Annotated in this window: 19 protein-coding genes and 1 other annotated feature; of the genes, 6 read left to right on the forward strand and 13 right to left on the reverse strand. The window is 47.3% G+C overall.

The genetic code is table 11. The features are described 5' to 3' along the window. Positions 1–99: 99 nt before the first annotated feature. A complete protein-coding gene (locus tag D889_RS0101330; RefSeq protein WP_010631307.1) occupies positions 100–1,347 on the reverse strand; it encodes an MFS transporter in 1,248 nt (415 codons plus the stop codon). 169 nt (positions 1,348–1,516) lie between these two features. Between D889_RS0101330 and D889_RS0101335 the strand changes: the two genes are divergently transcribed. Then, on the forward strand, positions 1,517–2,404 hold the full coding sequence (locus tag D889_RS0101335) for a LysR family transcriptional regulator (protein ID WP_010631308.1): 888 nt from the start codon (positions 1,517–1,519) through the stop codon (positions 2,402–2,404). Positions 2,405–2,435: 31 nt separating this feature from the next. On the opposite strand, the gene D889_RS0101340 is transcribed toward D889_RS0101335, so the two are convergent. Continuing rightward, a complete protein-coding gene (locus D889_RS0101340; protein WP_010631309.1) occupies positions 2,436–3,467 on the reverse strand; it encodes a YitT family protein in 1,032 nt (343 codons plus the stop codon). A gap of 357 nt (positions 3,468–3,824) precedes the next feature. Between D889_RS0101340 and D889_RS0101345 the strand changes: the two genes are divergently transcribed. Both D889_RS0101345 and D889_RS15540 read left to right on the forward strand, forming a co-directional pair. After that, the gene (locus tag D889_RS0101345) at positions 3,825–4,733 is read left to right on the forward strand and encodes a DsbA family protein (protein ID WP_010631310.1); all 909 of its coding nucleotides are present in this window, start codon (positions 3,825–3,827) and stop codon (positions 4,731–4,733) included. 88 nt (positions 4,734–4,821) lie between these two features. Then, on the forward strand, positions 4,822–5,028 hold the full coding sequence (locus D889_RS15540) for a hypothetical protein (protein ID WP_141629372.1): 207 nt from the start codon (positions 4,822–4,824) through the stop codon (positions 5,026–5,028). A gap of 35 nt (positions 5,029–5,063) precedes the next feature. Here the strand turns inward: D889_RS15540 and pepF are convergent, their stop codons facing one another. The 3 genes from pepF to mecA all read right to left on the reverse strand — a co-directional run bounded on the left by pepF (position 5,064) and on the right by mecA (position 9,136). Continuing rightward, positions 5,064–6,893, reverse strand: coding sequence for an oligoendopeptidase F (pepF, locus tag D889_RS0101355; RefSeq protein WP_193379216.1), 1,830 nt, complete (start codon positions 6,891–6,893; stop codon positions 5,064–5,066). A gap of 72 nt (positions 6,894–6,965) precedes the next feature. Next, positions 6,966–8,198, reverse strand: coding sequence for a competence protein CoiA (locus tag D889_RS0101360; RefSeq protein WP_010631313.1), 1,233 nt, complete (start codon positions 8,196–8,198; stop codon positions 6,966–6,968). 224 nt (positions 8,199–8,422) lie between these two features. Next, entirely contained in the window at positions 8,423–9,136 is a 714-nt protein-coding gene (gene mecA / locus D889_RS0101365; RefSeq protein ID WP_010631314.1) for an adaptor protein MecA, read from the reverse strand. A 292-nt stretch (positions 9,137–9,428) separates the two neighbouring features. Here mecA and D889_RS0101370 point away from each other — a divergent pair, with 292 nt between their 5' ends. Then, positions 9,429–10,100 (forward strand): TerC family protein, encoded by a 672-nt coding sequence (locus D889_RS0101370; RefSeq protein ID WP_010631315.1) that lies wholly within the window; start codon positions 9,429–9,431, stop codon positions 10,098–10,100. Between the two features lie 59 nt (positions 10,101–10,159). Here D889_RS0101370 and spxA read toward each other — a convergent pair whose 3' ends face one another. The 7 genes from spxA to D889_RS0101415 all read right to left on the reverse strand — a co-directional run bounded on the left by spxA (position 10,160) and on the right by D889_RS0101415 (position 17,380). Continuing rightward, positions 10,160–10,555, reverse strand: coding sequence for a transcriptional regulator SpxA (gene spxA / locus D889_RS0101375; RefSeq protein ID WP_010631316.1), 396 nt, complete (start codon positions 10,553–10,555; stop codon positions 10,160–10,162). Positions 10,556–10,823: 268 nt separating this feature from the next. Next, on the reverse strand, positions 10,824–10,949 hold the full coding sequence (locus D889_RS15880; protein ID WP_018962086.1) for a hypothetical protein: 126 nt from the start codon (positions 10,947–10,949) through the stop codon (positions 10,824–10,826). Between the two features lie 557 nt (positions 10,950–11,506). After that, positions 11,507–12,550 (reverse strand): ABC transporter ATP-binding protein, encoded by a 1,044-nt coding sequence (locus D889_RS0101390; RefSeq protein WP_010631317.1) that lies wholly within the window; start codon positions 12,548–12,550, stop codon positions 11,507–11,509. Positions 12,551–12,553: 3 nt separating this feature from the next. Further along, complete coding sequence (locus D889_RS0101395; RefSeq protein WP_010631318.1) at positions 12,554–13,570, reverse strand: ABC transporter ATP-binding protein; 1,017 nt, start codon at positions 13,568–13,570, stop codon at positions 12,554–12,556. A 15-nt stretch (positions 13,571–13,585) separates the two neighbouring features. Continuing rightward, on the reverse strand, positions 13,586–14,593 hold the full coding sequence (gene opp3C / locus D889_RS0101400; RefSeq protein WP_010631319.1) for an oligopeptide ABC transporter permease: 1,008 nt from the start codon (positions 14,591–14,593) through the stop codon (positions 13,586–13,588). Beyond that, positions 14,593–15,522, reverse strand: coding sequence for an ABC transporter permease (locus D889_RS0101405; RefSeq protein WP_010631320.1), 930 nt, complete (start codon positions 15,520–15,522; stop codon positions 14,593–14,595). Before D889_RS0101405 ends, opp3C begins: the two co-directional genes overlap by 1 nt. 178 nt (positions 15,523–15,700) lie before the next feature. After that, positions 15,701–17,380, reverse strand: coding sequence for a peptide ABC transporter substrate-binding protein (locus D889_RS0101415; RefSeq protein WP_010631321.1), 1,680 nt, complete (start codon positions 17,378–17,380; stop codon positions 15,701–15,703). Between the two features lie 289 nt (positions 17,381–17,669). Here D889_RS0101415 and D889_RS0101420 point away from each other — a divergent pair, with 289 nt between their 5' ends. Beyond that, positions 17,670–18,059, forward strand: coding sequence for a DUF3899 domain-containing protein (locus tag D889_RS0101420; RefSeq protein WP_010631322.1), 390 nt, complete (start codon positions 17,670–17,672; stop codon positions 18,057–18,059). A 133-nt stretch (positions 18,060–18,192) separates the two neighbouring features. Here D889_RS0101420 and D889_RS0101425 read toward each other — a convergent pair whose 3' ends face one another. Continuing rightward, the gene (locus tag D889_RS0101425) at positions 18,193–19,878 is read right to left on the reverse strand and encodes a peptide ABC transporter substrate-binding protein (RefSeq protein ID WP_010631323.1); all 1,686 of its coding nucleotides are present in this window, start codon (positions 19,876–19,878) and stop codon (positions 18,193–18,195) included. Positions 19,879–20,119: 241 nt separating this feature from the next. After that, positions 20,120–20,375, forward strand: a binding site (T-box leader). A gap of 76 nt (positions 20,376–20,451) precedes the next feature. Here D889_RS0101425 and trpS point away from each other — a divergent pair. Further along, positions 20,452–21,444 (forward strand): tryptophan--tRNA ligase, encoded by a 993-nt coding sequence (gene trpS / locus D889_RS0101435; RefSeq protein WP_010631325.1) that lies wholly within the window; start codon positions 20,452–20,454, stop codon positions 21,442–21,444. Positions 21,445–21,489: the final 45 nt, after the last annotated feature.

Below are 21,489 nucleotides of genomic sequence, written 5' to 3' on the forward strand. Positions count from 1 at the left end.
ATCACATTTTTCCATAGAAAGGAACGCAGGCGCGAACGATACCTGCGTTCCCTGAAAAAGTTATCGTATCGGCTCGAAACAGCCGCACATTCACGACATTCAGACGTGCTGACCGGCCAGTCTGTGCCGGTGCAGGTGATGGCGGCGATGATGAATCGCACCTTCAACAACCAGATGGTGAACAATCAATGCGAGCAGAACCCCGATGGCGCAGATGACGCAGACAGCAAAGACGACACCGGCCCAGCCGAAATTCTGGAGGAACAGGCCGCCTGTTGAACCGACGACACTTGAACCCACATAATAAAAGAACAGATAGAGGGATGAAGACTGTGCTTTCTCCCTCCTATTGGCAAGAATGCCGACCCAGCTGCTGGCTACCGAGTGGCCGCCGAAGAATCCGAAAGTGAACATCGCCAGCCCGACGACTTTCAACGCCAGAGGTCCGGCAAGGGTGGTGAAAAGACCGATGATCATCAGGACCAGACTCAGGATGATCACGCCGGATTTACTGGTATGATCCGACAGGCGGCCCATCCACGTGGAACTGAATGTACCGACAAGAAAAATAACGAAGATGAAGCTGACCAGCGTCTGACTCAGATTATACGGAGGCGCCATTAGCGGAATCCCGATATAATTGTAAATCGTGACAAAGCTGCCCATCAGAATAAAGCCGAGAACGTAAAGGAGAACGAGCGGCCTCGACTCGATATTCTCAATAAAACCGACCGTTGTCCGCTTCAGCGAACTCTTTCCGGGATCAAAATGTCTTGATTCCGGAAGCAGCAGGAAAAAAAGGACACACATGATCAGGTTTAGTAAGCCAAGCATGCCGATCGCCACATTCCATGAGAAAGCGTCGCTCAGTGTACCGACGATCAGCCGCCCGGCCAAACCGCCGAGACTGTTTCCGCTGACGTAAATGCCGATCACATAGCCGAGCACCTTCTTGTCAAACTCTTCGTTCACATAGGCCATTGCGATCGACGGATAGCCGGCGAGCAGCGCACCCTGAACAAAACGGACCGCGATCAGCAGCGGCAGGTAGTGAATCACGCTCACAAGTATTGACAAAAATGCGGATGAAACCAGTGCAAGAAGCATGATTTTCTTACGGTCAAACATACCGGAAGTAAAAGAAACAAAAAACAGCGTGATCGCCAGCGCACCCGTTGCCGCAGAAAGCGTCAGACTGGCCGCAGCCGGTGTCACACGAAACTGACGGGCAATCATCGCGATGACCGGCTGGGTACTGTACAGATTGGCAAACATGATAAAACTGCCGAGGAACAGGGCTGTCAGTGTTTTTTTGAAATTCCTGCTCTCGGGTGATAGATACTCCATGAAACGTCCATCCTTTCTCTCTTCCTAAAAAATCTTAGCGCAGATGTCTTGATAACAGCTTATTAATTATTTGAATCCTATTCATGCATATGAGTTATATTGTGGTACATTATGTATGAAGGCCGAGAATTTTGCAATGCCGGCCGTCATTAGTAGGGAGTGAGTTTGTATGGAATGGCAGCAGATTGAATATTTTCAGAAGGTAGCGCAGCTTCAGCATATGACTAAAGCTGCGGAGGCACTGTCGATTTCACAGCCTGCGCTCAGCCGGTCAATCGCCCGGCTTGAAGAAGAATTAGGGGTGAGTCTGTTTGAACGCCAGGGTCGGAATATCATCCTGAACCAATATGGAAAACTCTTTCTGAAGCATGCCGATCGGATATTAAATGAGATTAACATGACAAAGAAAGAGATTCAATCTCTGCTCGATCCTGAATACGGGATTGTTTCACTCGGTTTCCTGCATACCCTGGGTGTGAATATCATCCCGGATATTCTCAGCGGTTTCCAGAACCTGCATCCGAATACAAAAATTAAACTCTATCAGAATAATAACGTATCTTTGCTGAAGCAGCTTGAAAAGGGCGAAATTGATCTGTGTCTCGTCCATCATTCCACAGAAAACCCGCATATTGAATGGGAAAAGCTTTGGGATGAAGAACTTTTTTTAATGGTCCCGGCCGGTCATCGACTGGCTCAGAAAAGTTCGGTGACGCTGGATGAAATCGGTCAGGAACCGATTATCGCCATGAAGCCAGGCTACGAGCTCAGAAAGATTGCCGATAAACTCTGCCGGAAGGTACAAATCACGCCGAATATCACCTTTGAAAGCGAGGAGGTCACGACAATCGCCGGTCTCGTTGCATCTGGATTAGGAATTGCCCTGCTGCCTGATCAACGCGATATAGATGAAGCTAAAGTCAGAAAAGTCCACGTCCGCTGGCCGAGCTGCCGGAGAGCCATCGGCCTGTCCTGGTATGGCGACCGCTATCTCTCACCCGCTGTCCGGCGCTTTATGAAATTTATCTTTACTTCCTATAAAGGTACCCAGTTATAAGTGAAGCTCTGAGAAACCGAACGGAAGCTGCTTATTCATCGGGAGTGGGCGTGTGATCGGAAAATTTTTGCTCTGTCTTCGATTCAAACAGGGTTTTAAAATACTTGAAATCCGCATCGCTCAATGCATGAGAGGGATTATTGGCAGCCTGACCGTGTTTGATCTTCTGAATCGCCCGCTGCTGCTCTTCTGTATGAAACAAGCCGATAATCTTATTTGTCTCCAGAATATTGGTAAACGCGGAAGGATCGATTTTCTTAATCATCTGTTCCATCTGGTAGAGTTCATAGTGGCTGATGACCACCATGATTGTATCACGGGGAGTGCCGGTAAATCCGCCAAAACATGGAATCACAGTCATGCCGCGATCAAACTGATCACGGATCGCTGCGACCAGTTCCTCCTTACGCCGGGTCACAATAATCACGGTCAGTTTCTGGTACTTCGTATGAATCAAATCGATCACATAGCTGTTGACAAATCGTGAAATCAGGGTATATAAGGCAAATTGCCATTCATAAATAGCTCCCGCCAGAATGATAATGATTCCGTTCAGAATCAAAAAATATTTTCCTGAGGACGCGTTACGGTTTCTGCGCGTCATATAAATGGCGATGATATCCAGACCGCCGGTTGAAATCCCGAATTTCAAAGCGATTCCCACACCGATCGCCGAGATCAGTCCGCCGAAAATGGAATTTAAAAGCAGATCCCGGGAGAGCGGATAAACCGGAATGACAGTCAGAAAAAATGAAGTGAGAATGACCGTGACAAAGCTGAAGAAAGTGAAGCTCTTTCCGACTTTGCACCAGCCAAGCCAGGCGATCGGCAGATTCATCAGGAGAACGAGCAAACCAATCGGGAAGCGGACATTCAGCGCGTCGCGCAGCACATCGGCAACAAGCTGTGCTGCCCCGTTAATCCCTGCTGCGTAAACGTGTGCCGGAATTAATAACAAATTCATGCTCAGCGCACACAAAAATGCCGCACACAATGAAATAGCCAGTTTCTTCCCCAAGTCTTCAATATAGCTGATTTTCATTTCCGATTCTTCTTTCTCCATTTCTTTTTTTAATCCATCTGCAAATAGCATCAAATCGTCCGGGCTACAAATTATAACACGCTCATAGCGGGTTGCAAGACCTGCTTCAATGATCCCCTAAAGTTCAAATTTTCCGAACAAGGTTATAGTATTGATTAGTTGCCATCAGCGACAAAACCTTGATACAATGAAATACGACCTAAGGTTACAAATCGTTCGATATTTTGTAACAATTGATCCAGATCATGTCTGGACTGCATCATTCGCTGAAAACAATCTGAACGTCATGGAAATAAACGGTTAAAGGCAGGTTAATCTTTTTCAAAATGATCCGGATTATCATGCATTGGGTAAATATGAATCAAGAGGTGATTCCCTATGGCACTTCACGATGAAGGCGCTTATTGTGAAGGGACCCCCGGAAATTTAAGTTGTACACTGGATAGTCACTCGGAACGCCACTTGCCGCGTATTGAAATACTGGCATTTATTGATCCATTATGCCCGGACTGCTGGGGATTTGAACCGCTCATTAAGAAGTTCTTTGTCGAGTACCACAAATATTTCACGTTCCGGTTTTTAATGACAACGAAACATGACACGAAGAATCTTTGCCAGTTTCATCAGGCAAAGAAAATCGCCGAGGAATGGGACCGAACATCACAGCTAACAGGAATGTGCTGCGACAGCGACGTTTGGTTTGAGAATCCGCCTTCACCTTATGCGGTTGCCATTGCCGTTAAAGCTGCCGGATTTCAGGGTCAAAACGCTGGAAACAGGTTTCTTCGCCGCATTCGGGAACAGATTTTTCTCGAGAAAAAAGGCATGAATGATTTTGATGAACTTCGTGCCGTTGCAAAAATGGCCGGGCTGAACCTGAATGAATTTGAGAACGACTTCCGTTCATGCCGTTCCGTCAAAGCGCTTCAGAGTGACCGCCGTCTGGCCAACGAGCTATCGATCACCGAGCTGCCTTCACTCGTCTTCTCGACGCTCTGCAGCGACCGCGAAGCTGTGAAAGTCAACGGACGCTATGAGTATTCGGTCTACGTCCAGATCCTGACCGATCTGCTCGGGGAAACCCCTTATCCGGCAGTACGCCCGTCGCTTACGCACTATTTTAAGGATCAGCTTTATCTGACAACCAAGGAAGTGGCAGTTGTCTTCGACTGGCCTGAGGAAGAAGCATTGAAAGAACTGCGAAAGCTGCAGCTGCAACAAATTATCGCTCCGGTTGCGTTAAAGAGCGGTACATTCTGGAGGTATATTACAACAGAAGCAGAATAAGCTGTAATTATCTGCCGGGTTGCCCGATCGCTGCCATGACATGCATGATGACTTTTCGCCCGGAAAAATTTACAGCAGGGTGATCGATGTGAAACAGTTGATGTGTCTGCTTGTTCTTGGCGTGGTCGTACTCCTGTTTTATCATTTCACGCTGGCGCTGCTTCGTCTGGAGTCTCTCCTGGCTACAGGGGGTCTTTTTTTTCTTGCCATCACTCTGCTGGTCCGATTGTTCACCTGGCAGCCGAAAATGAAAACAAAACATCAAAGGATTACCCGTCCCCCCTTCAGGAGGTAGCAGGTAATCCTTTTTTGTCACCAACGCTATTTTGTTCATTGATGAAACAATAATTGTTCCGTCTCATCAAGAACCTTTTCAAAAACATCCATGGCCTGCTGAATTGGTTTTGGATCGGCCATGTCCACGCCGGCCTTCTTCAACACACTGATCGGATCATCCGAACTGCCCGATTTTAAATAATTTTTGTACCGGGCAACTGCCTCCGGGCCTTCATTCAAAATCTGTCCCGAAAGTGCCGAAGCGGCGCTGTATCCGGTCGCATACTGATAAACATAATAGTTGTAATAAAAATGTGGAATTCTGGCCCATTCCAGACCGATCTGTTCATCTACGACAATATCCTGACCGAAATAGGTTTTGTTCAAATCATAATAAATCTTGGTCAGCAAGTCGGCCGTCAGCGCCTCACCGTTTTGTGCTTTCTGATGAATGATGTGTTCAAATTCGGCGAACATGGTCTGACGGAAAACCGTGGCTTTAAAGCCTTCGAGCTGATTATTCAGCAAATATAATTTCTTTTTCCGGTCGTCTGTGCTGCTCAGCAGATAATGATTGAGCAGCGCCTCATTACACGTCGACGCCACTTCGGCGACAAAGATCGAATAGTCTGAATAGGGATAAGGCTGGCAGGTCCGTGAATAATAGCTGTGCATCGAATGACCAAGTTCATGGGCCAGCGTAAACGCACTATTGATCGTGTCCTGCCAGTTCAGCAGAATATAGGGCATCGTCCCGAAACTGCCGCCGGAGTATCCGCCGCTTCGTTTGTTTTGCGTTTCCCTGACATCGATCCAGCGTTTTTTGAAACCTTCACGGATCACATTCAGGTAATCCTCACCCAATGGCGCCAGACCCTTCAGGACCAGCTCTTTCGCCTGATCATAAGTTACCTTGATCTGTGTATCGGGTACGAGCGGGGCATAAAGATCATACATATGCAGCTCATCTGCGTTGAGCGCTTTCTTCCTCAACGCAACGTAGCGGTACATCAGCGGAAGATTCTGATGAATGGTCGCAATCAAGTTGTCATATACCGTTTCCGGAATATGATTGGCAAACAGTGCCGCCTCTCTCGCCGATTTGTAATGCCTTGCCATGGCATAGAAGTTGTCCCGCTTGATTTGGCCGCTGAGTGTCGATGCAAGCGTGTGTCTGAAAGCACCATAAGTCTGGTAAATCCCTTCAAAAGTTTCTTTCCTGACTCTCCGGTTGTCGCTTTCCATCAGACGGCCATAACGTCCGTGTGTGATTTCAATCTCATTCCCGTTCTCATCCTTGATCTTCGGAAACCTCAGATCGGCATTGTTCAACATCCCGAAAGTCACCGATGACGCATCCGTCACTTCCCCGGCTGCAGCAAGCAACGCTTCCTTCTCCGCATCCAGGACGTGCGGCCGGGTACGGGTGATCTCGTTCAATGCATGCCGATACAGCTGCAGATCCTTATTCTCAGCAATAAAGCTGTCCAGTTTTGCCGGATCAATCGCCAGTATCTCGGGAACGATGAAGGCGAGACTGCTGCCGACCACGGTTGCCAGATTCCCCGCCCTGTCGTTCAATGCCTGATAGGTTGCATCCGCAGTATTCTCATCGGATTTCATATGTGCGTAGACATACACTTTGTATAATAATTCAGTCAATTCATCCTGCTTCTGAAGCAATGCAAAGAGTGTTTCCGCAGAATCGCCTAATCGGCCGCGGAAGCTCTCCACCTCGGTGATCAGTTCCTTCACCTTTGCAAACGCCTTTTCCCATGAATCGGTATCCGGAAAGATCGCTTCAAGATCCCACTTCTCGTTTTCCGGGATTTTATCCCGTGTTGGCAACGCCGTTTGATTCTCAGACAAAAACAGCACCTCCATTTTCTCCTGCCCGAACTCGGCAATTTACTTTATCCTACAGCTTTTTTGGAAATTTCGCAAAAAAGCAGGGCATCACTGAACCCTTTCCGGGAAACAGTTTGTACTCAGCCGGTTGAGAACAGCTTCATCCCATTCCAGAAGTACAGGCAGTGATTCAGTTTTTAAAACAGCCTCCGGACTGAGGCAGAAAGCATTTGACCGTTGATGCAGGACACGAAGTGCGGTCAACTGGCTTAAATACGTTTGAATCAGTTCCAAAGTGGAATAAACCGGACACAGCGGCATTTTTCTCCGGACAAATAGCACATCGCCGCCTGATTCCTTCGATCTTCTGAGAATCTGTTCCGGAGTGAACCAGGTTCCTTTTTTGCAGCTTCTCAGCAATAAACAAATCCAGTACTGCCATAAAAGAGGGGAAACCTCGAGATGAAGATAACGTTCATGGGGTAATCCTGTGTACGGAGGCAGCAGAGAAAAATACTGATGCCGAAGATAAACCTGCTTCCGAAGCCACTGTTCTTCACTGCTGACTCTCCATGGCGGACGGAGACGTATCTTTTTCTTTTCCTGAAGCAGGAGTGATTTGAACAGATCCCGTGAGAAAGAACTGATGGGAGACTTTAATCGGTAAAGCCTGAAATCGCTAAGGCTGATTTTCATTTCCCCGGCAATAAACCGCGTCTTAGACACGGGAAACAAAGGATTTTCCAGAATCACCTGTTTTTCTCGCGGATGAAAGTAGCAGAGGTAGTAGGACGATATAAAGCTGTCTTGTTGGCGGGAGACATGCAGCGACTTTCGGATGGCATGCTGCTCAAAACCGGTTATCCGGAGATAGCCGCCGATCCGCCTGTGCCGGTCACTGCCCAGAATCCAGACCGGTTCAATGCCCGCACCCAGGTATCCGCTGGTTCGGGCATCAATGACCTGTTCCGGGATGGTACTGCATTGAAATTCAATCGCCATTGGCTCAATACCCGGAAGGTAAATATCCGGACGCTGCCTCAGTGCGGGCAGATAGTGTTCAAGCGTCACGGCTTCGCCACAGCCGGCAGCCCAGTTATATAAAAACCGCTTGCCGTCCAGATGCGTTTCAGACTCAGCTTCCATATCAATCAGACAGCCCTGTCTGGGCCTGTGGGAAAAATGCCACCTTCTTCGGGATCCTAATTTCAGTAAAACCGGCGTATGGCAGACCGGACAATAGAAGGTCTCCCGGGTTCTTAATTGCCGGAGCCGGGAGAGTGACAACCCTTCTGTGACCAGCGCCACCCGCTCTCCATCTTTCAATTCGGCAACGAGCATCGTCTTCTCTCCTCGCTCTCTGTCAGGGCAGCCGCCGCTGATTCGTTAACCTTCGCTCCAGAATCGTCTGATCGCCTGCCATTCACTGGAGAATCGGCCAATCAGCCATTTCAAGTTAAAAAAAAGAGCCTGATCGGCTCATCTGCAAGCATCTATCTTCTGCATTCATTATTCGTGATCCTTCACTAAAACTCCTGCTTCTTATCCTAATTCATGAAGCCTCATTACTGGATCAACGGGAAATTTTTCTTGATGGTTTCAAAGGTCCTGTCACTGATGATCTGCTTCCCGTATTCCTCAAGCACGGATTCGGTGAGATGCGTATCCAAACCAAATTCAAGAATCCGGCTGAGTGCGTTTTCTTCTTCTTCATCAGAAGTCGCATCGGAGAATCTGACCAGTACATAATAATTCCCCTCATAGGCGTACAGGGCGGATTCTGTTGCATCTTCCGGTGGTAAAACGTGACTCAGGGCAATCAGATCTTCAAAATCTGTGAACTCAATAACAAAACAAAGTGCCCGATCCTCGTCGTCACTTGAATCTGCAACATCTTCGAGACTTTCATCATCGGTTTGCGTTTCCGAGAAGTCACCCTGTCCGTCCTGGCTCCCGGTATCCGGTTCCGCCTTTTTTGAGAACGGCACTTCAAGTTGACGGTTCCCATCAGGAAGCTGAAGGTTCGCCCCATCTTTAGCCACCTGAGCCCGCGTGACGATAATTTCCATGCCTTTCTCCATCGCCTGAACCCGTATCCAGAGCGGTCCTTCGATGGAGAAAGAGACCTGATGATGTGCTTCATCCATAATCTGCCAGAAAAGTTCCTCGCTTCTGTCCCGATTACTCCATATTTCATCACGGTCAAAACCGCGGTCTTCAATATCATGATAAGTTATATAAAACTTGAGTGTATAGTCATCGATTCTTTCTATTTTCATCGCGATCTCTCCCTCCACTTCTTTTCATTTCTGGAGCGACAGTCCATTCATCAAGACAACTTACCCCTTGTACTTTCATTGTATGATAATTCCGCGACGAATGAAATAGAAAACAACCGAGTGGTGCAACTTCCACTCCTGCCTGAATCGGAATTCATTATTCAAGTTTATGGCGGCCCCGTGAAAATATGATGGCTTTTCGCCGACCCGTTCAATTAAGTACACCCATAAGCGGTCATAGACCGGGACAAGTCTGCATAATCATTACCGAGCATCAGAAAGGAGCCTGTCCATGACCTTCGATTTAGACACCGTGATATTCATTCTGAAAATCATTTTTATCGACATTATCCTTGGCGGAGACAATGCTGTGGTCATCGCTATGGCTTGCCGAAAGCTTCCGGAAAAGCAGCGAAATAAAGCAATTTTTATCGGGACCGGACTCGCGGTCATCGTGAGGATCTTCCTTACTGCAATGGTCGTTTCACTGTTGAATATCCCTTTTCTGATGCTCATCGGCGCTGTTTTCCTGATTTTTATTGCGATTCGCCTGGTCACAAACAAAGAAGAGAATTATCAGTTCCATCCAAGTTCTTCGCTGTTGATCGCGGTACGGACGATTGTTGTTGCCGATGCGGTGATGGGCCTCGACAATATGCTCGCGATTGCCGGGGCAGCCAGGGGGCACATCGGCTACATCGCCGCCGGACTTGTTATCTCCGTTCCGATCATCATCTGGGGCAGCAAGCTGATCCTCATTGCGATGGAACATATTCCCTTCCTGATTTATGCAGGAGGCGGCGTCCTCCTCTATACCGCTTCGGAAATGATCCATGATGAGCCGGTGATCAGACAGCTGATTGCCGGTTACGGATTTCCCGAGTATCTGTTCCCGCTGATCCTGATCACAACCGTACTGATTATCTGTCTGATTTATAATACCGTCTCTTCCAGGACTCAGTAATCACAAAAAAGCGCCCGGCAGCAATCATCCGGACGCTTTTCTTTTTATTTTTCTGGAAATTAGTTAACAAGGCGCTGTGCTTCCTGCAGCTGAAAAGTCCTGACCTTTCTTGGCAGAAAGCGTCGTATCTCGTCATCGTTATAACCGACCTGAAGCCGTTTATCATCCAGCATAATCGGCCGGCGCAATAGACCTGGATTGTCTCTGATCAGTTCAAACAGATCCTGAATAGACATTGTGTCCAGATTGACATGCAGTTCTTGAAACGCTTTCGAACGTGTCGAAATAATTTCGTCCGTACCATCTTCCGTCATGCGAAGAATATCTTTGATTTCTTCAATGGAAAGTGGTTCGGAGAAAATATTTCTTTCCTTAAATGGGATATCATGAGCTTTCAGCCACGCTTTCGCCTTCCTGCAAGAAGTGCAGCTTGGAGATGTATACAATGTAACCATAGTTCAAACCTCCTTTGGATATCAAAGCTTCCCCACTCTTGTGTATGCCTTTATTATATAATAATTCTTCTAATTTTCATACCCCTTTTTTGTAAAAAAATTGCCACAATTGATCCGGCTTAATAAATCCGCGGGACATTCGCCGCAGGACGGACAGAAATGCCGTCTCAGGCCGATATTTTTATAGTGAAAAAAAGAACTCCTTTTTGAGTTCTTAAAAGTGGGTATTGCCCCTTTTTATCGTTCAAACTGACCCATATTGATCTCGTTATGCTGGCAATTTCATGTTCGCCGACGGGGCATCCTGCGATTTTGGCTGCAATTGACCCAGTGTTTCTTTCAGCCATCTGCGGATTGAGTTCTTGCGCCTGCGCCTGACTTCTTTCGGTTTCACTGGTTATCGCCTCCTTAAAGAGCTTATGAACCGTACACTTAATCAGTTACTTTCTAATTATTTATCCCTCTCTACTCATTGTCAACCCACTTTGCTATACTTGTCAAGGACAGGAAGAAATACTGCTCTCAAAAAGAGACGCGTTTTCTCAATAAGTGTCGATATTTGTCACTTTAACGGGAATTTTTTCTGCATCGGCGCGAATAAAAAGCCAGCTTGTACCTGTACAATTTCCCCATTCAACTTGTAATAGTTTATGCATGAAGATGAAAACTATGCGTCATGCTTTCACCATCCCGTAAAGGAGCAAAAGTGTCTTGCGATTCAGTGCCACTTTGGCGGCAATGATCATGGCCGCAGTGATCGTTCTACATTATTACTTTCATCTGTTTCGTGAAGGATTCGTCACCACAATAATTATCTTTGCAGCTGCCGTGTTCCTTATTCACTTGTTTTTTAAGTACCGGGAGCGAACGAAAAAAAGGTGATCTGCAGTAACTATTGGGGCAACCGAAAAAGAAAAGCCAGGTTAGATAACCTGGCTTTTCTTTTTCGGTTTATTTCTTTGCGGCTATTTTGTTATTGGCCTCAGCAGGTTGTGAAGCTGCATCCTTCGACACACCTTCATCATGAAGATGGCAGGCCACCCAGTGTCCTTTTTCCACTTCATGCCATTTTGGTCTGACTTTTGCGCAGATATCCATGGCAAACGGGCACCTCGTCCGGAAGCGGCAGCCACTCGGCGGATTAATCGGGCTGGGCACTTCACCCTGGAGAATCACACGCTCACGCGTACGTTCCACTTTAGGATCAGCCACCGGGATAGCCGACAGAAGCGCCTGAGTATAGGGATGAAGCGGATGATCATACACTTCATCACTCGAAGCAAGTTCAACCATATTGCCCAGGTACATGACACCCACACGATCGCTGATATGCTTGACCATGGAGAGATCATGGGCAATGAACAAGTAGGTCAGCCCCTGCTCCTCCTGCAGTTTCTGCAACAAATTGACCACCTGTGCCTGAATCGATACATCCAGTGCGGAGATGGGTTCATCGGCAATGATAAACTCCGGGTCAACGGCCAGTGCCCGGGCGATACCGATTCGCTGCCGCTGCCCGCCGCTGAATTCATGCGGATAGCGGTTGGCATGTTCCCTGTTCAGACCGACGGTTTCCAGCAGATCAAAAACACGCTGCAGACGTTCTTTCGGGCTCTTGGCAAGATGATGGATATTCAATCCTTCGGCAATAATATCCTTGACCATCATTCTTGGATTCAGTGACGCATAGGGATCCTGAAAGATCATCTGCATTTTGCTGGTCAGATCTCTTTTTGCTCTATGTGAAAGTTTACCGCCGATAGCCTCACCGGCAAAGACAACATCGCCGCTCGTCGGTTCATACAGCCGGATAATGGTCCGCCCGGTCGTCGACTTTCCGCAACCGGATTCGCCCACCAGGCCGAATGTCTCGCCTTTATAAATATCGAATGAAATATCGTCGACGGCTTTGAGGACATCCTTATGCGCTACCTTAAAGTACTTTTTCAGATGCTTAATTTCAAGTAATTTTTCCTTTTTCTCTTTTTCAGCCATCGATCAATTTCCTCCCACCACAACAGTTTTCGGGGGTTCGACTTTAGGCGCCCGCGAATCAAGCAGCCAGCAGGCTGTTTTCTGCGTGTCTGTTACCTTTGTGTAATCAGGCATATGATCCTGGCACACTTTCATGGCATACGGACAGCGCGGGGCAAACGGACAGCCCTTCGGCGGATCGCTCAGATCAGGAGGCGTGCCAGGTATAGCGAGAAGCTTATCCGTCTTTGCGTGCAGCCGCGGCATTGAGGACAGAAGGCCCCAGGTATAAGGATGCTTCGAATGATAAAAGATCTCATCCAGTGTACCAGTTTCAACGATTTTTCCACCATACATAACAGCGACGCGATTCGCCAGATTCGCAACAACGCCGAGATCATGAGTGATCAAAATAATGGCCGTTCCTGTCTTCTTTTGAATATCACGCATCAGGTCAAGAATCTGGGCCTGGATCGTCACATCCAGTGCAGTTGTCGGTTCATCGGCAATCAGAATTTTCGGATTGCAGGCTAAAGCAATAGCAATGACAACACGTTGCCTCATGCCGCCGGAAAATTGATGCGGATACTCCTCTACCCGCTTATCCGGATTAGGAATGCCGACAAGCGAGAGTAATTCAATCGCTCTGGCTCTGGCATCGTGCTTATTCAAATTCTGATGCTTAATCAGGCCTTCCATGATCTGCTTGCCGATTTTCATCGTTGGATTCAAAGCGGTCATCGGATCCTGAAAGATCATCGAAATTTCTTTGCCCCGGATTTTCTGCATCTGTTTATCCGAAGCATGTGCCAGATCCTGACCATTGTACAAAATCTTCCCGCCGGTCACTTTCCCCGGCGGCATCGGGTTGAGCCCCATAATTGCCTTTGATGTAACGGACTTTCCGGACCCTGATTCACCAACAATCGCCAATGTTTCTCCGATATTCAGCTCGAGATCCACACCACGGACAGCCTGGACGTGAGCGCCAAAGATATCAAATTGAACATTCAGATTCTGAATTTCCAATAATTTTTCCATACTTGTACCTCACATTCAGCGTCGTAATTTCGGGTCGAATGCATCGCGTAACCCGTTTCCGACAATATTAAAACAGATCAAAAGTAAAGAGATGATCAGGCCGGGATAAATTGTCTGATAGGGATGGATCTGCAATATTGTAAATCCATTGTTAATCAGCGAGCCCAGAGATGCCTGCGGGTCGCGAATGCCAAGTCCGATAAAGCTAAGAAATGCTTCAAAGAAAATTGCCAACGGGATCGAAAACATCGTATTGACAATGATCATTCCAAGTGAATTTGGAATCAGATGGCGAAAGATGATTCGCCCGTCACTGGCGCCCAATGTCCTGGATGCCAGCACGAATTCCTGGCTTTTCAATTGGAACATCTCGCCTCGAACAATTCGGGCCATGGCGACCCAGTTTGTCGCCAGAATGGCAATCGTTATCGTCAGTAATCCAGGCTGCATGATCAGAATCAGTAAAATAATCCACACCAGGTTTGGTATCCCAGAGATGATCTCTATAATTCGCTGAAGAATATTATCGGTAACACCGCCAAAATAGCCGGATATACCTCCATAAACGACACCTATAAAGACGTCGGCCAGGGCCGCGATTAAACCAATAATTAATGATATCTGCGTCCCGGCCCAGGTTCTATCCCACTGATCACGACCCAACTGGTCGGTGCCGAACCAGAAGTCCTGTTTGACGCCGCGCTGCTGATAGATATCGACGCCATTTTCTTTACCGCTGAATGCGGGAATCCATGAAAGTGCGCTGATTTTCGGAGGAAGATTCGACCTTACCAGACTTTGATTATAGATCCCATAATTGTTCAGATGCGGCCCTATAAGTGCCATCAAGATGATGAACACAAGTATAAAAAATGAAAAGAGTGCACCCTTATTTTTCACAAACCGCCTGAACGCATCTCCCCATGTGCTGACTACTTTCCGTGAGATCTGCTCACTTGCCTTTTTATCAGCACCGACAGGTTCAAACATTTCCTGAGTAATCTCACCTTGTGCCGCAGCCATTATGAATGCCCTCCTGATATACGTATTCTAGGATCGATCACACCGTAGAGGATATCGACAATCAAAATCGTCAGGATAAACAAACCGGAATAAAGTTCCGTCGTCCCCATAATCATCGGATAATCATTCGTGATAATGGATGAAACAAATTGTTTGCCAATCCCCGGAATACCGAATATGCCTTCAATAACGACAGATCCAGTAATGATTGCCGCGGTCATCGGGCCGAGAATGGTCACTACCGGGATCAGCGCATTTCGAACAGCATGCTTAAATACGACTGCTGATCTGGTCAGTCCCTTTGCCTGTGCGGTAACAATATAGTCCTGATTCAGTACTTCGACCATTTCCGTTCGCATAAAAATGGTTACTTCTGCAAGTACTCCGACAGCCAGTGAGGTGACTGGAAGTACATGGGTCATCGGCCCGCCCCAACCTGCCACTGGAAAGATCTGTACGAGAACGCCCAGGCAATACTGCAAGATGCCGGCAAAAATAAACGAAGGAATAGAGAAACCAAACGTTGCGAGAATCATCGCACTCCAATCAGTAGTCTTTCCATGATGCAAGCCGGCAACGATACCCAGCAATATACCGATGATCGTACCGATAATCATCGCCTCAATTCCGAGATCCAGTGAAACCGGGAATTGTTGGAACAATAAGGAAGTCACCGGCGTGTTGCCAAATTGAAAGGATGTGCCAAGATCTCCATGAATGAAATTCCAAATATATTTTCCGTACTGGACAATAACAGGTTGATCCAGACCATAATAATGTTTCAATGTATTCAGCTGGGTCGGCGTCAGCTTCTGCGCGTTCTGGAAAGGTGTACCCGGAAGCAGTTTCATTGAAAGAAAAGTAAGCGTGATAACTACGTAAAAAGTAAGCAGCATATAGAATATACGCTTAAGAATATACTTCCCCACTAAGTCCAGCCTCCAATTTGATTCATCTTATCTATTTTATCTTTCATCATAGCCAAATTAAAGGAGCAATTAGGATTAAAAAAATTTTTAAATAATAGGGAAGGGAGAGTATATGCCATTTACCGACACATACTCTCCCTCCAAAAATAAACCATAATCCATTCTTTAAATGACTCTGTTATTTTGTGGTGATGTATGTCTGAGCAAAGTCATACTGAGGTCCATAAGAAGGCTGTGAGAAATTCTTAACAGTCGGCTTCTGAGCCCATGTATAGCCACTCTGATAGATTGGAACAATCGGATAATCAGCCATCATTGTCTTTTCGGCAGAAAGCATATCGTTCCAACGTTTCGTCGGATTAGCTGTTTCAGCTTTTGCTTTGTTGATCAGTGCATCAAACTTCTTGCTTGACCATCCGGTCGTGTTCTGCGGGTTGTCTGATGTCCACATATCCAGATAAGTCATCGGATCCTGATAATCAGGGAACCAGCCGCTGAATGCAAGGTCAAACTTGAATTCCTGATTCAGTTTCAGGTAGTTGGCCCAAGGCTGCTGGTTGATCGTTACTTTAACGCCTGGCAGGTTCTTTTCGAGCTGGCCGGCAAGATACTGATCCCACTGTTTGTACTGATCGCCGTCAGAACTCAGGAAGTTAAGGTTAAGTTTTTTGATGCCGAGTTCCTTCTTAGCTTTATTCCAGAACGTCTTTGCATCTGCTGTAGTACCTGCAGGATAACCGTTAGCAGGATTGTCACCACGGAAATCCTTGCCGTCCGGACCGGCCGTGAAGCCCTTCGGAACAACATAGTTAGAACCCAATGAGCCGTCATTAAACAGAACTTTGACGAAGCTATTGCGGTCAATTGCTGCATTGATTGCTTTACGCAGATTCAGGTTCTTCAGGTTCTTGTTCGTCTTCTGATTTATATAAAGGAAGAAGGTACCTGAATTCAAAGAAGTGTGAATATCTTTCGGATTGCTTTGCTTCATCGAATTAGTAAAATCACCAGTCAGGTTGACAACATCTGTTTTCCCCGTCTTGTACAGGTTAACACGGGTAGCCAGACTTGTCTGTACCTGTACATTAACCTTCGTCAGTTTTGTTGCTTTTGCATTCCAGTAATTTGGATTCTTTTTGTAAGTCCAGCCTGAACCCTTTTTCCACGAAGACAGAACAAAAGGTCCACTGTAAATAAGATTGGAAGGACCCATCGCAAAGTTCTTGCCTTGCTTCTTTACAAAATCTGCACGCAGGGGCAGGAACTGCGGCTGGGACAGGATGCTATAGAAGAATGGAGGCATAGCCTGATCAAACTGAACCTGCAGTGTCTTTGCGTCGAGCGCTTTAATGCCGAGTAAGTTGTACTTACCGTAAAATTTCTTGTTTGTCGGATCTTCAATCTTGGCAGCGTTCTTGATGCCCGATGCAGCAAACAGGAAGTTATAGGCAGGTTTCGCAGCCGGATCATTCTGACGATGCCAGCCATAGACGAAGTCCTGAGCCGTGATCGTTTTGCCGTCAGACCATTTTGCATCGCGCAGTTTAAAGGTAACGGTCTTCTTATCGGCACTTACCTTAGGCGCACCTGCTGATAGATCCCAGGCGAACTTGTCGTTGTGCATCCGTGTCAGACCGGATTCCGTCATGTCGATGACGTTTGTTGATGTTGTGTCCGTTGCCAGGTTTGGGTCAAGTGTAGGAATATCTGCTGTTGATGCAAGATTCAGCACTTGATTCTTGGCGAGTGTGCTGCCGGCATTTGAACTGCTGCTCCCTGAACCTCCGCACGCGGAGAGAACAAGGCTTAGCGCAAGAACAAAAGACAGCACTAAGGACCATTTTGCTTTCTTTCTCATAAAGACAATGACCTCCCCTGAAAATATATTATCTTTTTTTGGCCTCTCTGCTTCCATATACGGAGACAAGATCAACCTACAAACGCTATTATACAAGTTATTCAGATCGTTTGCATTCTTTTTTTTAGTAAAAACAATATTTTCTATTAATTTCAACAGGGAATCACTTGCTATTATGCTGTTTTTTTTAATAATATTTCTTGCAACTCTGTAAGCTAATCTGACACATCTCAGGAGGATGTTGTCTGTTCGGTCCGACTCAGTTATGATGGTCAGGAGGTGACAGTCAGTGAAAAGTAAAAAGCTCCGTCTTTCATCCCTTTATGGACTCGTCTTTGCTGCCGAACTCGTTCTGACAATACTGACGATGCTGATCAGGAACCGGTCTCTTTCCTATTTTGCTCTTGCAGACGCACTCGGACTTGTCGGCCTGCTCTGCCTGACGGCCGGTCTGATCCTGTTTATTTTTCAGGGCGGTTTTTTCGACGGCATCCTTTACAGCTTCAGACGTTTCGCGCGTGCCTGGCGCCAAAAGCAGCTTCATGAGCCCGATCCTGAAACGCCTCTTGCTGAATACAAAGTCCGTGACGGCAGGCGCTGGCCGGTAACCTGGCCGGTGCTTGCCGTCAGCCTGATTCTGGTTCTGGTCTCCCTGCTGCTTTCCCTGTCACTCCTGTGACAGCATGGGCAGCGAATTGACTACACTATTGTGTCAAAAGCCGGCTAGGCACCTCGGAACCGTCTCCGAGGTGCCTAGCCGGCTTTATTTTTAATATGTGTTTCCACGAACCTGGCCGTATCTTAGTCTTGTATTAATGTTTCAGTATATATGCGCCTGTGAGATCGACAGTTGGCCCATAGACAGGATACTGAAGTCCCTTAACGTAAGGCTTCTGTACCCATATCTGACCGTCCTGGTTCAATGGAATGATCCCGGCATTTTCAATCAGGATCTTCTCAGCACTTTGCAGATCTTTCCATCTGGCGGTCAGATTCGTTTCATTGCCTGCACGCGCAATCAGTTTATCATAAGTCTTGTCAGACCATGCCGATGCATTCATCGGCTGGTTTGTCGTGAACATATCGAGATAGGTCATCGGATCCTGATAGTCCGGTGCCCAGCCGCCGTAGGACAGGTCAAATTTGAATCCCGTCTGCAATTTCAGAAAGTTGGCAAACGGCTGCTGATTAATTGAGATGCTGATCCCTTTCAGTTTGCTTTGAATCTGGGAAGCCAGATACTGATCCCATGCCTTCAGCTGATCGCCGTCCTGAGTCAGCAGGGTCAGTTTCAGCGTCTTAATGCCAAGCTCTTTCCTGGCTTTGGCCCAGTCGGCGGCCGCCTGTTTGGCATTCTCATTCGTGAGATAGCCGGTCGGCGCCGCTGCACGAAAATCTTTCCCATCCGGTCCCTTAACGAACCCTTTCGGTACGGCAAAGTGCGAAGCAACCGATCCGTTATTCATCAATGTCGCGACAAAGGCTTTACGATTGATTGCTTCGCTTAGCGCCTTGCGAAGGTTCAGGTTGCGAAGATATTTATTCGTTTTTTCGTTCACGTAAAGGAAACGTGTTGTTGACGTCAGCCCGTTGAAAACTTCCTTCGGGTTCGTCTTCTTTAACTGGTTAGTAAACTCACCTGAAAGGTTTTCAATGGCATCGGATGATCCTGTTTTATACATGTTGACACGCGTTGCTTCAGTCGTTATGACTTTGACATTAACCGTGGTCAGGTGAATTTTGGACGCGTTCCAGTAACTGTTGTTTTTTACATAAGTCCAGCCGCTGCCCTTTGTCCATTTCTGAATTTTAAAAGGCCCGTCGTAAAGCAGATTTTCAGGGCCCTGAGCAAAGCTGGCACCCTGTTTCGTCACAAAATCCTGACGCTGCGGGAAGAATCCGGGTGTTGACAGCAGGCTCAGGAAGAAAGGCGGTGCCGGTTTGTCGAAGGTCACCTGAACTTGATTCGAACCGATCGCTTTAATTCCGAGATTGTTATACTTGCCGTACAGCTTGTCCTTCGGATTCTGGATCTTTGCGGCATTTTTAATCGCCGCTGAAGCATACAGGAAATTATAGGCCGGTTTTGCTTTCGGATCATTCTCATGATGCCAGCCGAAAACAAAGTCCTGTGCGGTAACCGGTTTTCCATCGGACCATTTGATGCCCTTTCTCAGCGTAAAAGTATACGTTTTCTGATCCGCGCTGACTTTTGGTGCTCCGGCCGCGAGATCCCATTCGGTCTTCCCGTCATGCATTCTGGTCAGGCCGCTGTTGACCATCTCCAGTACATTGGTCGACTGCGTGTCCGTCGCCTGTGTGTAATTCAGTGTCGGAATGTCGGAAGTCGTCGTCAGGTTGAGCTGCTGCTTGGCAGCCAATCCTGAATTCGCTGCTTTTCCGGAACCGGCATTGTTCCCGGAACACGCGGACAGCACCATGGCAAGCGCCAGAAACAGCGACACTGCCGCACTCGTTACGCTTCTCTTTCTCCTCATTTTCAAAAGCCCCCCGAATCAATATGTATTTCCTGATGTCTTTCGGTTTGCTTGAACGGCTCGCCTTGGCTATCATTATACCTTAACTGAATTATGAAACAACTGTGAAAACACAGATTTTAAGTTTTAATGAGATAATTCTGTACCGCGTGACTGCCGGGATTGTTTTTCATCCTCGATTTTTGTATAATACAAAAGAATCAACTTATGAATTTGTGACTGAGCAGACAATCTTATAGCAGTAAGTGTGATGAGGAAGAAGAGTAGGATTCCGGAGGTCTTCAGAGAGCCCGGCAAAGATGTGATCCGGACGGCTGAAGGAATACTGAATGGGCTTCTGAACTTCCTGTCGAACTTTCCATTACGGAATGAGTAGACAGCGACGCTTCCGAGCGTTAGAAACGGACCGGATGACCGTTGCAATCGGCCATCCGGAATGAGTTTCCCGGACTTTTCCGGGATCATCAGGGTGGCACCACGGTCTTTCCGTCCCTCAGGGCGGGAGGACTTTTTTTATACTCACTTTTATCGTGCAGCAAGCACTCTATGAAAAGATCAGGAAGGTGAACTCTTTTGGCAAAGATTTTCTCCGGTGTACAGCCGACTTCAATTCCGCATTTAGGGAACTATTTGGGCGCCATGCAGAACTTCGCCACGCTGCAGAAAGGTAATGACTGTATCTACTGTATTGTTGACGAACATGCGGTCACCCTGCCTCAGGATCCGGCCACCATGCAAAATAATATTCGGAATCTGGCCGCACTCTATCTGGCCATGGGCATTGATCCGAAACAGTCCATCCTGTTTATCCAGTCCGAAGTGCCCTGCCATGCCCAGCTTGGCTGGATCATGCAATGTATCAGCTATATGGGCGAACTCGAAAGAATGACTCAGTTCAAGGATAAGTCCAAGGGCAAGAATGCCGTTCCTGCCGGCCTTCTGACTTATCCGCCACTGATGGCGGCGGACATTCTTCTCTATCAGACCGAACTGGTTCCTGTCGGTGCCGATCAGAAACAGCATCTTGAGCTGACGCGCAACCTGGCGGAACGGTTCAACCACAAATACGCTCCAGTATTCACGCTGCCTGAACCGTATATCCCGCCGGTCGGCGCACGGATCATGTCACTGGCGGAACCGACGAAAAAGATGAGCAAATCGGACAAGAACAAAAAAGGCACGATTTTTACACTGGATCCTGAAAACCAGATCGTTAAAAAAATCAGAAGTGCCATCACCGATGATGAAGCCACGATTCGGTACGACCGGGAACATAAACCCGGTATTTCAAATCTGCTGGATATCTTCTCGCTCTGTGCGGGAAGAAGCATCGATGAACTGGTCGGGGCTTACCAGGGTAAAGGCTATGGAGAATTCAAAACCGATGTTGCCGAAGCCGTCGTAACCATGCTGAAGCCGATCCAGGAACGTTACCGGAATCTGATTGAATCCTCGGAACTGGACGAGGTGCTCGATGAAGGTGCGGAAAAAGCTTATACAATTGCCAGGAGTACATTGAATCAGGTCTACAAGGCAATGGGGATGGGCCGAGTCAGCCGTTTATGACGATTTGCTGCAACTGCAAATCAACTCATGTAAAAACCGGGACAG

The organism is Sporolactobacillus vineae DSM 21990 = SL153, assembly GCF_000377985.1.
GTDB lineage: Bacteria > Bacillota > Bacilli > Bacillales > Sporolactobacillaceae > Sporolactobacillus > Sporolactobacillus vineae.

What these genes read in the sequence shown, in the direction of transcription:
- D889_RS0101345 (WP_010631310.1), top strand. Translation starts at nt 3,825, where the DNA reads ATGGCACTTCACGATGAAGGCGCTTATTGTGAAGGGACCCCCGGAAAT.
- D889_RS0101330 (WP_010631307.1), bottom strand. Translation starts at nt 1,347, where the DNA reads ATGGAGTATCTATCACCCGAGAGCAGGAATTTCAAAAAAACACTGACA.
- opp3C (WP_010631319.1), bottom strand. Translation starts at nt 14,593, where the DNA reads ATGGCTGCGGCACAAGGTGAGATTACTCAGGAAATGTTTGAACCTGTC.
- D889_RS0101415 (WP_010631321.1), bottom strand. Translation starts at nt 17,380, where the DNA reads ATGAGAAAGAAAGCAAAATGGTCCTTAGTGCTGTCTTTTGTTCTTGCG.
- D889_RS0101395 (WP_010631318.1), bottom strand. Translation starts at nt 13,570, where the DNA reads ATGGAAAAATTATTGGAAATTCAGAATCTGAATGTTCAATTTGATATC.
- mecA (WP_010631314.1), bottom strand. Translation starts at nt 9,136, where the DNA reads ATGAAAATAGAAAGAATCGATGACTATACACTCAAGTTTTATATAACT.
- D889_RS0101360 (WP_010631313.1), bottom strand. Translation starts at nt 8,198, where the DNA reads ATGCTCGTTGCCGAATTGAAAGATGGAGAGCGGGTGGCGCTGGTCACA.
- D889_RS0101340 (WP_010631309.1), bottom strand. Translation starts at nt 3,467, where the DNA reads ATGGAGAAAGAAGAATCGGAAATGAAAATCAGCTATATTGAAGACTTG.
- pepF (WP_193379216.1), bottom strand. Translation starts at nt 6,893, where the DNA reads ATGGAGGTGCTGTTTTTGTCTGAGAATCAAACGGCGTTGCCAACACGG.
- D889_RS0101425 (WP_010631323.1), bottom strand. Translation starts at nt 19,878, where the DNA reads ATGAGGAGAAAGAGAAGCGTAACGAGTGCGGCAGTGTCGCTGTTTCTG.
- D889_RS0101370 (WP_010631315.1), top strand. Translation starts at nt 9,429, where the DNA reads ATGACCTTCGATTTAGACACCGTGATATTCATTCTGAAAATCATTTTT.
- spxA (WP_010631316.1), bottom strand. Translation starts at nt 10,555, where the DNA reads ATGGTTACATTGTATACATCTCCAAGCTGCACTTCTTGCAGGAAGGCG.
- D889_RS0101335 (WP_010631308.1), top strand. Translation starts at nt 1,517, where the DNA reads ATGGAATGGCAGCAGATTGAATATTTTCAGAAGGTAGCGCAGCTTCAG.
- D889_RS0101390 (WP_010631317.1), bottom strand. Translation starts at nt 12,550, where the DNA reads ATGGCTGAAAAAGAGAAAAAGGAAAAATTACTTGAAATTAAGCATCTG.